Annotated in this window: 17 protein-coding genes; 6 read left to right on the top strand and 11 right to left on the bottom strand. The window is 36.2% G+C overall.

Going from position 1 to position 14,965, the window contains the following annotated elements; translation table 11 throughout:
* Positions 1-33 precede the first annotated feature (33 nt).
* Positions 34-357 carry a hypothetical protein gene (locus tag TDSAC_RS06930; RefSeq protein ID WP_108309520.1) on the top strand — a complete coding sequence of 108 codons (324 nt, stop codon included), beginning with the start codon at positions 34-36 and terminating at the stop codon, positions 355-357.
* 49 nt (positions 358-406) lie between these two features.
* On the opposite strand, the gene TDSAC_RS06925 is transcribed toward TDSAC_RS06930, so the two are convergent.
* From TDSAC_RS06925 to TDSAC_RS06900, 6 genes are all read right to left on the bottom strand, one after another.
* A complete protein-coding gene (locus tag TDSAC_RS06925) occupies positions 407-1,381 on the bottom strand; it encodes an adenine nucleotide alpha hydrolase family protein (RefSeq protein WP_108309519.1) in 975 nt (324 codons plus the stop codon).
* Positions 1,374-2,261: a PLP-dependent cysteine synthase family protein gene (locus TDSAC_RS06920; RefSeq protein ID WP_108309518.1), complete on the bottom strand. Its 888-nt coding sequence runs from the start codon at positions 2,259-2,261 to the stop codon at positions 1,374-1,376. The genes TDSAC_RS06925 and TDSAC_RS06920 overlap by 8 nt, the downstream gene beginning before the upstream one ends.
* The gene (locus tag TDSAC_RS06915; protein WP_108309517.1) at positions 2,245-2,955 is read right to left on the bottom strand and encodes a metallophosphoesterase family protein; all 711 of its coding nucleotides are present in this window, start codon (positions 2,953-2,955) and stop codon (positions 2,245-2,247) included. Before TDSAC_RS06915 ends, TDSAC_RS06920 begins: the two co-directional genes overlap by 17 nt.
* A gap of 126 nt (positions 2,956-3,081) precedes the next feature.
* Positions 3,082-4,365, bottom strand: coding sequence for a glutamate-1-semialdehyde 2,1-aminomutase (gene hemL / locus TDSAC_RS06910; RefSeq protein ID WP_108309516.1), 1,284 nt, complete (start codon positions 4,363-4,365; stop codon positions 3,082-3,084).
* Between the two features lie 15 nt (positions 4,366-4,380).
* Positions 4,381-4,884 carry a siroheme decarboxylase subunit beta gene (gene ahbB / locus TDSAC_RS06905; RefSeq protein ID WP_108309515.1) on the bottom strand — a complete coding sequence of 168 codons (504 nt, stop codon included), beginning with the start codon at positions 4,882-4,884 and terminating at the stop codon, positions 4,381-4,383.
* Between the two features lie 36 nt (positions 4,885-4,920).
* Positions 4,921-5,598, bottom strand: a complete 678-nt coding sequence (locus tag TDSAC_RS06900; RefSeq protein WP_108309514.1) for a hypothetical protein — start codon at positions 5,596-5,598, stop codon at positions 4,921-4,923.
* A gap of 202 nt (positions 5,599-5,800) precedes the next feature.
* On the opposite strand from TDSAC_RS06900, the gene TDSAC_RS06895 reads away from it, so the two are divergent.
* The 5 genes from TDSAC_RS06895 to TDSAC_RS06875 all read left to right on the top strand — a co-directional run bounded on the left by TDSAC_RS06895 (position 5,801) and on the right by TDSAC_RS06875 (position 8,889).
* On the top strand, positions 5,801-6,256 hold the full coding sequence (locus tag TDSAC_RS06895; protein ID WP_108309513.1) for a MotA/TolQ/ExbB proton channel family protein: 456 nt from the start codon (positions 5,801-5,803) through the stop codon (positions 6,254-6,256).
* Positions 6,237-6,647 (top strand): ExbD/TolR family protein, encoded by a 411-nt coding sequence (locus TDSAC_RS06890; protein WP_108309512.1) that lies wholly within the window; start codon positions 6,237-6,239, stop codon positions 6,645-6,647. The genes TDSAC_RS06895 and TDSAC_RS06890 overlap by 20 nt, the downstream gene beginning before the upstream one ends.
* A complete protein-coding gene (locus tag TDSAC_RS06885) occupies positions 6,644-7,321 on the top strand; it encodes an energy transducer TonB (RefSeq protein WP_108309511.1) in 678 nt (225 codons plus the stop codon). Before TDSAC_RS06890 ends, TDSAC_RS06885 begins: the two co-directional genes overlap by 4 nt.
* 56 nt (positions 7,322-7,377) lie before the next feature.
* Positions 7,378-7,788 carry a tRNA (N6-threonylcarbamoyladenosine(37)-N6)-methyltransferase TrmO gene (tsaA, locus tag TDSAC_RS06880; RefSeq protein ID WP_108309510.1) on the top strand — a complete coding sequence of 137 codons (411 nt, stop codon included), beginning with the start codon at positions 7,378-7,380 and terminating at the stop codon, positions 7,786-7,788.
* A 162-nt stretch (positions 7,789-7,950) separates the two neighbouring features.
* Complete coding sequence (locus tag TDSAC_RS06875; RefSeq protein WP_108309509.1) at positions 7,951-8,889, top strand: bile acid:sodium symporter family protein; 939 nt, start codon at positions 7,951-7,953, stop codon at positions 8,887-8,889.
* Positions 8,890-8,935: 46 nt separating this feature from the next.
* Here the strand turns inward: TDSAC_RS06875 and TDSAC_RS06870 are convergent, their stop codons facing one another.
* The 5 genes from TDSAC_RS06870 to TDSAC_RS06850 all read right to left on the bottom strand — a co-directional run bounded on the left by TDSAC_RS06870 (position 8,936) and on the right by TDSAC_RS06850 (position 14,917).
* A complete protein-coding gene (locus tag TDSAC_RS06870) occupies positions 8,936-11,014 on the bottom strand; it encodes a TonB-dependent receptor plug domain-containing protein (protein WP_234405784.1) in 2,079 nt (692 codons plus the stop codon).
* A gap of 186 nt (positions 11,015-11,200) precedes the next feature.
* Complete coding sequence (locus TDSAC_RS06865) at positions 11,201-11,557, bottom strand: hypothetical protein (RefSeq protein WP_108309507.1); 357 nt, start codon at positions 11,555-11,557, stop codon at positions 11,201-11,203.
* Positions 11,554-13,677 carry a hypothetical protein gene (locus tag TDSAC_RS06860; protein WP_108309506.1) on the bottom strand — a complete coding sequence of 708 codons (2,124 nt, stop codon included), beginning with the start codon at positions 13,675-13,677 and terminating at the stop codon, positions 11,554-11,556. The genes TDSAC_RS06865 and TDSAC_RS06860 overlap by 4 nt, the downstream gene beginning before the upstream one ends.
* A 2-nt stretch (positions 13,678-13,679) precedes the next feature.
* Complete coding sequence (locus tag TDSAC_RS06855; protein ID WP_108309505.1) at positions 13,680-14,465, bottom strand: PilW family protein; 786 nt, start codon at positions 14,463-14,465, stop codon at positions 13,680-13,682.
* Entirely contained in the window at positions 14,462-14,917 is a 456-nt protein-coding gene (locus TDSAC_RS06850; protein WP_108309504.1) for a type IV pilus modification PilV family protein, read from the bottom strand. The genes TDSAC_RS06855 and TDSAC_RS06850 overlap by 4 nt, the downstream gene beginning before the upstream one ends.
* Positions 14,918-14,965 lie beyond the last annotated feature (48 nt).

Raw genomic sequence — 14,965 nt, 5'->3', positions numbered from 1 at the left:
TATGAAATGAATATTTCGTTTTCAGGAGGATAAATGAAATTTTTTAGACTTTTAATATTTTTGTGTATCCTTTGTGTGTCAACGTTTGTTTTCACTTCTTATGACTTCGTGTTAAACACCAATGTGCCGGCTAGAGCAGAAAGCGATCAGTTTGTTTTCTATAAGGTTTATGACGTTTGGTTTTCTGATGGCACTTTTGCCAAAATTGAAGCCAGAAGAGCATGGATGGTAGATTGGGATCTAAGCGTTTCGGGAGTAAATATTGGCACTATTGAAGGAGACATTAACAAAGAAAAGGTTGCTGAATTTGCTCAAAATTACTTTGGGAAGAGTATTACCAAAATTAGTGGTGGTTAAGAAGGATCTTAATTACGTGAAGTTCTTTGCTTAAATATTTTGGCTTAATCTAAGTAAATAAGAATTTATTTATTTCTTCTCTTTCTAGAGCCAAAACTTTATAGCTCTGGCTGTGATCAGAGGTGATGATTTCGACTTCATTATCTTTTTCATCATTGAATGAGGCAGTAACTTTTGCGTAGAAAATATTCTCCTCTTCACTAAATGCTGCTTTTATGGGCAAAAGATAGCTCCCTTTCTCATTTTTTGGCATAAAATAAGATATTCCAAACTTTTCAGCAAAATTCTGGATCATTTGATTTTCTCTTTCACAACGACCAGTTATCAGGAGGTTATTATACTTTTCAACAAAGAGCACCCTTGAATTTTTTATCAGCCTGCAAAAATCTGCTGTTAACATACCCAGGTCAATTAATTTCTTAATCTTATTTCCAAATTGCTTTTCTGTGAGAACGCAGCCGCCAGCTGGTGCGGGATATTTCTTTATGTTTAAAAGCCTTGCGAGTTCTTTCTGTTTTTTTCTCGATCTTCCTGAAATGCCTTCGAGAAGTTCTCTGTTTACAATTTTAGACCTTTCAATGCTGGTTTCTGGCAATAGCTTAGCTGAAAGTGGCCTTAATACTAAATCCGAGTAATTATGTGCAACTAAATTTAGACTTCTTTTGTTTTGAGACATGGGTCTTTCACCTAAAACTTCTCCGGTTATAACAAATGATGCGTCAAAAACTTTAAGCAACTTTATGCTTTCTTCAATCATTAATTTATGACAATCTATGCAAGGATTAAGTGATTTTCCGAAACCGTATTTTGGATTCTTTAATATATTAAAAAATTGATCAGTAACGTCAAAAAATATAGGTTCTTTTAATCTTGCTTCTCTTGCGTATACCTTAACTCTTTCGTCAGCTTCAAAAAAAGGGGTAGTAAACTTGATTGGAATTACCTCAATATTTTGATCCTGTATGATTCTCCCTGCAATCAGGGAGTCTAAGCCTCCTGAAAAAAGAAGTATTGCTCTATGCATTGAATAGATTTTCTACTGAGAGATACCTTTCCCCCGTGTCTGGGAGTATTGCGACTATTGGCTTTTCAACATTGAGTTTTAACGATGCTGCTAAGCTTGCTCCTGATGATATGCCTACAAAAAGACCCTCTTTTCTAGCTAAATATCTAGTCATTTCGTATGCTTCATCATCTGAAACGCATATAATGTCGTCAACGACATTAGGATTATATATGCCAGGAACAAAACCTGGCGCTATTCCTTGAATTTTATGAGGTGCACTAATGCCCCTTTTAATGGTGGGGCTTAACTCTGGTTCTACTCCTATTATCTTTATTTCCTTATTTATTGATTTCATAAATTTACCAATGCCCGTTATGGTGCCCGCACTTCCTATCGGACAAACGATAGCTCCAATTTCTCCTTTCATATCTCTATATATTTCTGGAGCAGTGCTAATATAATGTGCCATAGCGTTGGAGGGATTGTTGAACTGATCAACATAAAAAGCATTAGATGATTTTGCAAATTCTTTTGCAGCTATCACAGAACCTGAAATGCCCTTATTCTTTGGGGTGAGAATCAATTGGGTGCCAAATGCTTTTAAGATCTTTTTTCTCTCTTCGCTCATGTGTTCTGGGAGATAAATTCTTAATTTTATACCCTTAACTGCACAGACAAAAGCAAGTCCTATTCCTGTGTTTCCAGATGTAGCTTCTACCACTATCGTTTCAGAGGTAATTTTTCCCTCTTTGATTGCTGTTTCTATCATATTTAGAGCTGCTCTATCCTTTATTGAACCCATAGGATTTTTTGCTTCCCATTTGCCAAATATATTTTTATCATTAAAGCTACCAAGCTTTATTAAGGGAGTGTTACCAACATTAGCTAATATGTTCAATACTCACACCGTCCTTTAAAATTATAGTCGGGATAGCTTTATTAACCATTATAGCAGCGTTTATTATAGTTGATTTTCCAATACTTACAATAGGTTTGGTTGAGTGATGAGAGTGCCCATGTATTGCAAGTGGGATATCAAATTCTAATAAAAGTTTTTCAACCTTGTTGCTTCCTAATAGTTCTAAGCTTTCTTGGTTTTCTCCTTCCAGGGTTCTATATGTAGGAGCATAGTGACTTATATAAACTATTCTGTCTGTTTGCTTTTTTAGATTCTCAATTATAGAACGTATTTCACTTAGCTTTCTTTCATATATTCCTTCTGCATCTTTCATATGCTTTTTTTGCCAGGTAGTTGGTTGTGCTAAAATACCTCTTGTAAAGAAAAATGTCCATTCAGGTTTCCCTAGTTTGATAAAGTCTGTATCTAAATAAATAGGATATTTAAGTTGCTTTAATTTAGGTTCTGTGTTGAAATACTCTTCATTTCCGAAGCACGTAAAAAAGGGCACAAATTTATTGAACTTTTCAACTATTGTAGAAGTTAAACTGTTAATTGCTAAACTTGCCCCCTTGTATATTAAATCTCCTGCTCCAATTATGAGGTCAATATCGTTATCTAAGGTTTCTAATTTTTTCTTTAACATCCATAAATATTGAGGAGTATGAACGTCGCTTATTGCAATTACTTTCATTGTCTTTTTTTTAAGAAATATTGGTAGATTAAAAGAAATGCTATAAAAAAAAGTAGTATTTTTGAAATTATAGGTATAAGCACGCTTAATACAAAGAGTACAACAAAGCCAACGATTAAATTATTTTTAGAAATTTTTGGCAACATTTTCAATTGTCTCAAGAGTAGCATCAATATCTTTCTGTGAATGGGCTGTTGAAACAAACCATGCTTCAAATTGTGATGCTGGAGGATATACACCTTTATTTAAAAGCCCTTGAAAGAATTTTGAATACATTTGTGTGTTTGATTTTATTGCCGAATCAAGATCTGTAACTTTTCCACTACAGAAAAATGGCGTAAACATTGAACTACACTGTGAAATGTATATGTCTATTGAATATTTTTTGAATATGTCTTTCATTCCTTCTGTAAGATATTTGGTAATTTTTTCAAGTTTATCATATGGGGGATCTTCAAGTAACATCTTTATAGTTGTTATCCCAGCTGTACAGGCTATTGGATTACCAGATAATGTGCCAGCTTGATAAACTGGACCTTCGGGTGAGAGCAAATCCATTATTTGAGCTTTTCCACCAAATGCGGCAAGTGGAAAACCTCCTCCAATTATTTTCCCCAACGTAGTGATATCGGGTTTAATGTTATAAATTCCCTGAGCGCCAGCAAGCCCTAATCTAAAGCCTGTAATAACTTCATCAAATATTAAAAGTGATCCATTTTCGCGCGTAATTTCGGCTAAAAAGTTAAGAAAGCCATCTTCTGGCTTTACTATGCCCATATTTCCTGCTACTGGTTCTACTATTACTGCACTGATTTGGTCCTTAAAGGTGTTAAAAATGTTTTTTACATCTTCTTTATTGTTGTAGTTTGCTAGCAGGGTATTTTTTGCTACATCTTCAAGGACACCTGGTGAAGTAGGAATAGAGAAAGTAAGGCCTCCTGATCCCATCTGAACAAGGAAGCTATCAGCGTGACCGTGGTAACAACCTTTGAATTTAATTATCTTATCTCTTTTTGTATAAGCCCTTGCTAACCTGATAGCAGTCATTGTAGCTTCTGTGCCTGAGGATACCAATCTTACTTTTTCTATGCTAGGGACACACTTTGTTATCAATTTAGCTAACTCAACTTCAACTTTTGTAGGAGCACCGTAAGTAAAGCCGTGATACAAAGCTTCTTCAACAGATTTTATAATTTTCTTATTTGCATGACCAAAGATAAGTGGGCCCCAGGAGCAAACATAGTCTATATATTTGTTTGAATCCTCGTCAAATAAATAAGCTTTTTTGCCACTTTTTATAAAAGCAGGATTACAGCCCACAGCTTTTAAAGCCCTGACTGGTGAGTTTACTCCACCAGGTATATACTTTCTTGCCTCGTCATAAAGTTCTTTTGATTTTTTAAAAAACAAATTTTTCACTCCCTTTTATTTACCCTTTTTGTCGGTAAAATAAGCCATATGGGTCTTTTTCAACTCCCTTATGCTGTACAATAAGATATAATCAGTTATTTTTATTTGATCTGATAGACTTTTTGCAATTTTGTCAGCTTCTGACTTGCTTTTGCAATGTATCATTGTATAAATGTTGTATGGCCATTCATCTGAGGTAGCCCTTTCATAGCAGTGAGTTACATCTGGATTTTTTGCAAGGATATTACCACATTCTTCTACTCTTGATTCTGGAATTTTCCATGCTATCATTGGGTTCGCATTTATTCCTATCTTTCTATGGCTAATTCTTGCCCCAAATCTTCTCATCAGACCACTATTTAATGACTTTTTGACCCAGGAAATAACTTCTTTTTCAGTTATGTTTAATTTCTTTGATATTTCTAAAAAAGGCCTTTCTACTAAAGGAATATCTTCTTGTAAAAGCTTTATAAGTTTTATATCTAAATCGTCTATCTTTAATTTATTTTCTTTGTCCATTACCAACTCTCCTGAAAGATCCAATAGTTTAAATAGTTATTTTATCCTAAAAAACTTGCTTGATGTTACCTTTGTATTACTTCCTGATGTGGCAACAATGTAATATTCATAATCACCACTGGTAAAAAGCTTTTTAATATCAGGATTACTAGAAACGTCAAATTCATTTTCTTTTGAGTTAAATTCCTTTGATAATATAGTAGTTTTTCCTTCTTTTTCAATTCTTAAGACTATCAAATTTATTTTATCTGCGTTTTCAGATCTCCAGATAAATTTTAAGTCATCTGGGTTGACAAAAAATCCTGGAAATGTTTCAGATCCTGGTTCGAGAATTTTAACTATTATTGGATTTACAGTGGTGAAATACAGGTAATTATTAGTGGTAGAGTTTTGCATATCAGTAACTGTCCAAAAGTATGTGTTATTTGGCGACAAAACACCATCTGGAACTCTGATAGAAGTACCCTTTATAAAGAGCCATTCTCTAACAATTTTTGGTGCTAAAGAGTTGTTATCTTCTAGATATATAGCAACTTTAAAATACGAACTATCTTTATCTGAACTCCAGATCAAAACAGGATTTAGATTTGAAATATAATCTCCAGGAGGGTTTGGCTTACCTGGCCCAATTAGTTCTATATTTGCAAAAGCAGAATTTGTACCTAAAATTGCAAAAAATAAAAAAGCAAAAAGGATATATAATAACTTTCTCATATTTGCTCCCAATACTCTTTAGAATAATAATATAATAACATATAAAGCCTTTAATTGATAATCAACGCAGAAGTTCAGGAAAAATAGTTTGACTTTTAGATCGAATTTGTTAAAATTATAAAATTAAAGTATTAGGATAAAGCCATGAAGGTTTGTGTAAAAATTGCACATCTTTCTATGGCTTATTTTTTTAGGAGGAATTATGGCAAAGTTAATATTAAATCTTGCAATGGTAGGTGGGGATCCTGTTTTAGTGCTCTTAATAATTTTAAGCGTTATATCTGTTGCTTTTATTTTCGAAAAAATATTTTTTATGCGAAAAATTGAAAAGGAACTCTTTAGTTATACTCCTTCTGATCTAAGATCGATTCTTAACAAAAGGCTTGGTTTTTTTGCAACTGTTGGCAGTAATGCACCTTTTATCGGTCTATTTGGCACAGTTCTTGGAATTATGAAGGCATTTCACGATCTTGCCATTTCGCAAGATTTTGGAGTAAGAGTGGTGATGAATGGCATTGCAGAGGCGCTTAGCTCTACTGCACTGGGGCTATTTGTTGCTGTGCCATGTGTAATTGCATACAACTATTTTGTTAGAAAAGCAAGAGATTTGAGCTATGCATATGAGGAGCATATAAATAATGCACAACCCAAATCATGACGACGAAATAGCAGAAATAAACGTTGTCCCATTGGTAGATGTGGTTTTGGTCATACTTATAATATTCTTGGTTACTGCTACCCTGATAGCCCAGGGGGCCATCCCGATTGATTTGCCACAGGCTAAGACTGCAGTTATAAAGGAAGAGCTTAAGGATATCCCGCTTACCATAAAAAGTGATGGGACGATGTTTATAAATGAAGATAAAACTGACCCAAAATTGATTACTGAAACGCTAAGAACTCTTAAGGCAAATAACCCAAATATAATAATAAAAATTCGTGCTGACAAAAATACTCAGTTTGGCTATGTTGTAAAGGCTATTGATGCGTGTAGGGCTGCTGGGATAGAAAGATACAACATAGAAACGCTTAAGGACGAAAGGATTTGAACAGAAGACTTTCTCTTAGTTTTGTTTTTTCCATAGTATTTCACTTATTACTCTTTGGCACTGTTTTTCTAGTGGGAGCTACTAACGTTATAAAGAGTGAACCGATATTTATTATGAGTCTAAATTCTCTTCAAGAAAATCAAAAAGCTGTAAATAAAAAAAGTAGTAAAGATAATAGCAGCAAAACTTTAGAGAAAAATGTAACCGAGCCAAATCTTCAAAAGGTTTCTAATAGTACACAAGCTGTAAATATAAATAATTTAGTTACCTCTCAAATTTCGGCTGTAGATATTTCACGTCAAGTTAACACTGGCTTTTCAAACAATGAAAAAATGGATAGAGGGATTAAGGATGGCTCTCCAAGAGAAAGCAACAATAAGATATATTCGAAAACATTTGATTCATCAGATGGTCCAAAATTTATAAAGAGGGTAATTCCTGAATATCCCCTAAGAGAAAAAAGACTGGGAATCGAAGGTAAAGTAGTATTAGAGTTATTAATTGACGAAAATGGTCGACTTATAAGTGTTAGGGTGCTAAATAGCACAAATGATGATTTTGCTCAGGCTGCAATAAATGCTGTAAAACAATCAACTTTTAGGGCGGCTATAGAAAACGGAGCATTTGTTAAATCAAGGGCAATTTTACCTATTAGATTTGTGTTAGAAGATTAGTTAATGATTTACAAAGGAGGAGTATAGTTCCAAAATATATAAAAAAGGAGAAAAATATGAAAAATAAAATTGAATGCAACTTTGTGCCAATTGGCTATGTAAAAAATAGCTCTGTTAGCGTTCCCAGACATTGGAGCGTTTCTGATATTGAAGGAGAGCTGGTTATCTTACCTGAGTATAAAGATGGAATTAGGGATATAAAGCCAAAAGATAAGATATGTGTAATTTTTTGTTTTCACAAATCTCCTCCTTTTTCTCAAGAAAAACTTATTCAATCTCCACCTCATATAGGTATAAAAATGGGAGTATTCAGTATATGTTCACCATACAGGCCAAACCCAATAGGACTTTCTGTTCTTGAGGTCCTGGATAAATCAGAAAATATAATAAAAGTTAAAAGGCTTGATATGTTAGATGGCACGCCTATTTTGGACATAAAGCCTTATGTGGAGTATAAAGAATTATAATAATAATTTAAATTTACTTTACTCTCGTCCCTATTAATAATTGCATTTTATAATAAAGATTTTGTAAAAGTAAACTTTTCAACATAGAAAAATATTATAAAATAATTTATACTAAATATTATATTTTTTTTATCATATTATCTGACAAACTAAGGAGGGTAAATGGAATTTTTTGAAAGGGTTTCCAATTGGATCACAAAGCTATTTCCATTGTGGGTTGTAATTTTTGCTGTTGTTGCGTTTTTATTTCCTGAACCTTTTAAGCCTTATGGTTCCTGGATTCCATGGCTTTTGGGGATAATAATGCTTGGTATGGGACTAACTCTGACTCTGGATGACTTTAAATTAGTTCTTACCAGACCTCTTGATATATTATTAGGCGTTTTAATTAGATACTTTGTGATGCCTGGCGTTGCGCTTTCTGTTGCGCTGCTTCTTAGACTTCCTCCCGAACTCGCTGCTGGCTTGATTCTTGTAGGATGCTGCCCAAGCGGCACAGCGTCAAACGTAATGACATTTCTTTCTAAAGGCGATACAGCACTTTCTGTTACAGTGTCAAGCGTAAATACATTTTTAGCTCCACTTCTTACTCCAATTATTTTTTTATTCCTTGCAGGCAAATTTATCCCTATAGATCCAGGTGGTCTTTTTATTGATATTTTAAAGATAGTACTTTTGCCTATTGCAATTGGAATAATGCTTAGAATGACTATACCTAACTTTATTAAAAAAATAATCACAATAATCCCTGTCATTTCAGTAGTCAGCATAATAGCTATAATAGCTATTGTTGTAGGTTTAAGTGCTGCAAAACTAGCAACAGTAGCACTGATAGCTTTTGTTGCAGTAATTCTGCATAACTCACTCGGTCTTAGTCTTGGATATTGGATAGCAAGAGGAGCCAGAATGCCTCACTACAAAGCGAAGGCCATTGCTTTTGAGGTGGGTATGGAAAACTCAGCTCTCGCTGTCGCTCTTGCAATTGCACATCTAAATCCTGTAGCAGCACTACCTGGTGCAATATTTAGTGTGTGGCACAACCTCTCAGGTTCTACTCTTGCAGGATACTGGGGTGCAAGAGATAAAAACACAAAATACTAAGATAAAAACCCCCAACCAATTTTTTATGTTGGGGGCTTTTATGTGGTTAAAAAGTTAGAGTGAGAGACCCAAATACGCTTCTTCCTGGCATGGGATACCCAAATACCTCTTGATACTTTTTATTAAAAATGTCATAGATCATCAGATCCATCCTCAGGTCGTGTTTTGGTACAAGGTATGATATCCCAAGGTCTGCAGTATAATATGGCTTTATCGAAACAAGCTCAAGCTTACTGCTATTTGGTGCATAGAGCAAATTTTGCTTTGATACGTAGTGATTGTCAAAATCTAAAATCAAGCCGTTATCAAACTTTTTCTGAAAGGTCAGATTCGCCATGCTTCTTGGAAAATAGTCCAAACCGTTTAACAGATGCTGGGTGTCAAGCGCGTCGTTAACCTTTGTGCTTTTCTGATAAGTATAAGTTAGTACCGTATCAATGCCCTTTATTCTCTTTTTAAGCGTTGTTTCAGCTCCATATATATTTACTTCATCTACGTTGTAAGCCACTCTGTTTGTAGGATTTGGATCAATTCTAAACATAATATAGTCGTGAATAGAATAATAATAGCCATTAATAGAGTAGTCAACTCCGAGCCTTTTTCCTTTAATGCTAAGTTCTACTGCGTCCTCCTTTTCTGGCTTTAAAAGATAGTTTACTGGCCTATAACCGGGAGCGGGTGCACCATTTGCGAGCTTTGCTCCGCTATAACCTGTGATCCACCAATAGTATTCAGGGTTGGTAGGCATCCTTGCAGATTTGAATACTGAAAGAGTTGCAGTATCGTTTTTAGTTAGCTCGTAGTCTAAGCTTATTCTTGGGGTGATCGCATCGCCAGTTAGAGATATACCCTGAACATAAGTTCCTCTTCCATCCTGCAATATGGGTGCTCCCTCTGCGTGAAAGCTATCGTATCTTACGCCCATATAAAGAGATGATCTCTTTGATATCTTAAATCTGTCATCAAGATATGCTGAATTGTAAATTATCTTCTGGCTCGATGGGCTATTTTGATTGTAAGTGGGAGGGTTTGTTTTTTCATAAATTATAAATGTGTCCCCTGAGCCTTGATTTTTAAAGTAATAGCCAAATCTCACGTGGTGCTTTGAAAAATCCTTGCTAAAATCCATATAGAATCCATCGGTCTTATCAGGCTTTAGATCTCTTATAAGAAGCCCAGGATTTACCTCGTATCTTTCTTCCCTATTTGTAAAGCCTGCAATCTTCGCATTCCATCCAAATATTTTTCGTTCATACGACAGATCCAGAAGAGTTTTTTCCTTTTGCCAGTACGCACCCATTACAGGCGTTCTTGTAGGTCCTCCGCCAGGAGGCATAAATTCTCCAAGTGATGTGGGATATGATGGATCAATGGGTACATTCCACAGTGGGCTTTGAGGATCATTTGATTTTCTATTATTTACTATAAGGCCTCTTTTTACTTTTGTATAATAAGCTGAGACATTGATTTTACCATCGAAAACGTTTGGAATGACCGTGGAAAAGTTAAACGAGTTTGATAGAAAATCATTGTTTCGTAAAAATGGGTCAGAAGAGAGATGATCGATAGATATATTAAAGGGTATATCCTTTATCTTGTTTTCAAAATAAAACCTGTAATTTTGAGTATCCCTAGTCCCATATGAACCAAAAAATTCTGTTATTGGCGTGCCAGTCGGGACTCTATTCTTAATCTCTATTGCGCCGCCTAAAACTCCAAGTTTAGCGTCTACGCCGCTTTTTATAACCTTAATAGAGTCAACGTTTATTGGCGGTATGGTGCTCCAGTCCACATAAAAGCCGCCATAAACGCCTGTGGCATTGATATCTCTTCCATTCTCGAATACTTTCAATCTGCTATTCCCAAAACCTCTGATCTTAACCACATCGCCCGTGTCTCCTACAAGTGATTTTTCTGAGATCTCTACCCCTGCCATATCCTTGAGGTAATCAGTAATAGAAAAACTCATAGCGGGGTTTACTTTGAATACGTTTACCACATCTGCATTTTTCTCTTTTTCCTTGTTACCGTAGACTACAATCTCCTGAAACTGAGAAGAGTCATCACAAAATCCAATTTCTGCCAAATCTGAATAAAAAAAAGCAAAAAACAAAAAAACTAACACAATAATCAAATATCCTCTACCTCCCTTAAAAAAATAAGCCATGAAGACAAAAAGCCTTCATGGCTTTAATGCTAAATTTAATAAATTTAAAAGCGCCCTAATTCATTTAGGACATTTTCTAATAGAATTTTAATTTTATTTTAATATATCAAAAAATTTTCTAATGTCAAGAAAATTAGAAAATTTCTATCTTGAGCGCAAAATCTTAAAAAATAAAAATAGGCTAAAAATAACTCCTATAAGTATTGCGAACATCTGTAAATAAAAAACTACAGGGGTTGTTTCTTCGTAATTTTGATTCGTTACATTCATATTTTTATTGGCAATTTGGACATTTTTATTCTGGTAGCGCTGTGTGCTTTCTTGATTATTCATATCGTTATTTTTAGTCATTTCCTGGTCTTTACTTGAACTCTCGCTGCTCATAGCGCTGCTTTCTGGCATAACCTTCGGTCTATTTGGATCGTCTGGACTCCACATAAGAGCATGAGACAAGCCAGAAAATACAAATAAGAAGATTAGGGAAAAAAGTAAATATTTCATAGTTTTATTATCTCTACCGTCATGCTATAGTTTGCCGACATATTTGGGCTTTTTGGCAGCGGAAACCATGGGGTGACAAAGTATCTTAAGCGGTTATCGTACACATATTCATCTTGATAGCCATTTGTCAGAGCGCTACCATTGAAGAAGCCCCATACCCCGTGCCAGTTCTCAACTAACATACCTCTTGTAAGGGCATATCCGAGCAAATTATCGCTGCCATAACCCACTGAGAAGTATGGATAGTTTGAGGTGCTTGCAGGATTGCCACTTGCCACATTGCTATAATAGTGATAATTATCAAATACCCCTGTCTGAATAGTATTGTCATTGTTTCCCGTTTGCGTCCCAAAGGTAAGGATCTGTCCATCAAATGAGTAAGTTTGGTTATCAGAAACGTTCGTCCCATCATTAGCATAGTCTGGTTTGGAAGGAGGTTTACTGGCATTAGATTTTACATTTAAGAATATATTTCTTGCCACAAGACCCAGTAGAAATCTGGAATCATCTGTCCCAGAATACGACGTGAAGCTCCCGTCAGGGTTAACGAGCCTCTCAGGATATGTAAGACTATAATTAAGATAATTGGTCCCACCGTCTCCAATTACAATATCGCCCGCTGCTGCCACAGTAAGCCTCCCAGATACGTAGTATTGCCAGGGATTGTTGGGATCTTGAGGGTTAGCAGGAGCTTTACCAGCTACAAGATCTGCCAGATTGCCACTTGAGGAAGTCCCGTGTCCTGAAAGCGTAAGTGCGTTGTACAGGTCACTTAGAGAATTGTAGTCGCTTGATGGCAGAGTGCTTGTTTGCATTTCTTGAACGTGACCATTTATGTATATTAGATTAAAATCTGTGTGATCGGTAACTATATAAGGATTACACCTGTCACTATTTATAACAGCGGGACAGGATGCAAATGGGGGATCATTCGTATATAGCCACTTGCCAAGTTTACTGTTATATTTCTGAACATAGAATATCTTCGTGGATAGCTCAGTATCAGTAGCAGTAGAACCACTATCTCTTGGTATGTCTATAAGCCATATCCTATACTGCGCACCTGAGTTTGACGAAAGGGTAATTCGATAGGTTGATGCATATTTTGGTCTTCCATTAACCTGAAAGTTCATCCTCATAGAAGAGAACTCGAATTTATCCACGGAATAATTGTTGTTTATTGTACTTGGATTTATATATAGGGAATAATAGTTGCCTCCTACAATTGAGCTAAATCCACTATTAAAGGCTACAAAGCTATTGTTACTTCCTGCTAGCGTGCTGTTCCCTTTAGCCTCTGCTGGTAAAAGGTTGATTCCCCTCTTCAGGACATTTTGAGCGAAAGAATATTTTGGGTAATTTGTTTTAACGCCCGCGCTCCCCTGATAGGCAATCTTTTCCCAGTCTGAAGAGCTACCAGGTTGGCTACCATACCATATAATTTGTCCGCCCACTCTCAGATCGGGAAGCGCTGGAGCAGTGGGCACGAATCTATTTAGAGCGTCAAACATCGGTGCAGTAGGAGGTTTCGCATTAGCGTTTGCGTTTTGCCAATAGGCGATGCCTATATCATCGTTTGTATAATATGGTCCCACCACCCTGCTAAAGCCGCCCAGCCACCAGTTACCGCCCTGAGTTCCACCTGAATGATAATCCTTATTAGTAAGAAGTGCTGCATTTGGGGGAGAGTTGTTTATGTCAAAGTGTACGTTATATTGCAATACATTTTTCCCACTGATTAGATCCTTTGTTATAAAGGAAAGATCGTAGTGACAATCTGTCCAGTTAGCTGGATCGGGGTAAAATGCATAATCAGCGCTTGCTAAGTCCACCTCTATATTGGGATTTCCTGTACCCTTTGTATTGTATTGCTGGCTGGTAGGGATTCCTAAACTATTTGGATCTGGAGGTATTCCTTGGTTTGCTACGAATTGCTGCTTTATAGCGTTTATATATTTACTCGAAAAATCCTGTGCAGCATAAACTGACTGATCGTATAGAGCATTTTGCGCTGCAAATTTAATTGGGTTTATGCCTAGAGCTGCTATGGCCACCGAAATAGTTAATATCAAAGTCATAATTATTAAGACAATTATCAGTGCAGAACCATTTTTGTTCACATCTAATTCCCCCTTACAAGAAAGATTGGAGTAACCTGAAATGTCCCTGTTTGACTCCCTCTTAATGAAGGGCTGACTCCGGTGTTGGCTTCCAGAGTAATAGAAATTTGAATGCTTTGCACGTTTTTACTCAGATCCACTGGGTTGGTATTATTTATAGAGCAAGAAACCGTGTGTGGAGGATCTACTATAGATGAGCAGGTTGAATCGCTACAATAGTTATAGCAGGTAGGGACAACACTTATTACGTTTACATTTTTCGGTGTCACTGTATTGTCTATTGGATTACCCACCACTATAGTCCAGTCTTGTCGATAAAAGGTCACGATTCTGTGAAGGCTTTTTGAGCCATCCGGATTGTTTTCTAAACTATATTCTATCTCTTTCCTCGGCGTCAGATCGCTTGCAGTACAGGAAACGTCATACACAGGGTTATTTGGATCTGTTCCAATCTTATAAGAAGTATTATAAGGATTTGAGCTATCATAATAAACGCATGCAGTCTTAAATCTGATTATCCCACCAGTAGTCTGTACGGGAACAAACGTAGTGGCATTTGCTATACTTTGACCAACGTCCAGATTTACACCCCTGCCAGCCAGAGTAAGGTCTTTTGACATAAGAATTTGAACTGTAGAGATAGCAGAGCTTGTAATGTTTCTGTTTTGGGATGAGATAAGCGTGTTGTTTGCGTTGATAAGAAGCACTGTAACTCCTGCTGTGATTATCACAAGTATAATCAGTGTTACCATTAGCTCAATAAGAGTAAAACCAGATTTATCTTTCATGGTAAGACTCCCTGAGGCTTGTCTATACGTTCAAATCCTTCTACCTGGCAAAGCGCCCCTCCAGGTTTGCCGCAATTCCAGCTAACGCTAACAATTACAGCAGCATATTCATACTGTGTGCCAGGATTATTATCCGAAACAGTAGTGGTTCTTTTTCCATTAAGGGAATGATTTATCTTTACTATTTCTGTCACTCCATTTTGAGCGAGGAGGGCATTCCAACCAACGGCCACATCGGAGCTATTTTGAAGATTTGCCATAGCTGATAGCTGAGCTAACCTTTGGTTTACCAACCCTTGAGCATTTGTTTGCTGAGCCGCTGCCTCTTGAGCTCTTATAGATCCAAACAAAGACATAGCAAGTGTCATAAGGCCAAAGGTGAGAAGAACAGCCGCCACCATCAGCTCTATTAGAGTAAAACCCCTTTTATTCTTTCTTATAGCGCGAAGCATTACAAACCCCTTAAAGGTTGCCTGTAGTCATAACTACACATAACTATA

It is taken from the genome of Thermodesulfobium acidiphilum (genome assembly GCF_003057965.1).
In the GTDB taxonomy this organism is placed as follows: domain Bacteria; phylum Thermodesulfobiota; class Thermodesulfobiia; order Thermodesulfobiales; family Thermodesulfobiaceae; genus Thermodesulfobium; species Thermodesulfobium acidiphilum.
Note: the sequence above shows the minus strand (reverse complement) of the source record. Positions and strands in the feature narration are given on the sequence as shown.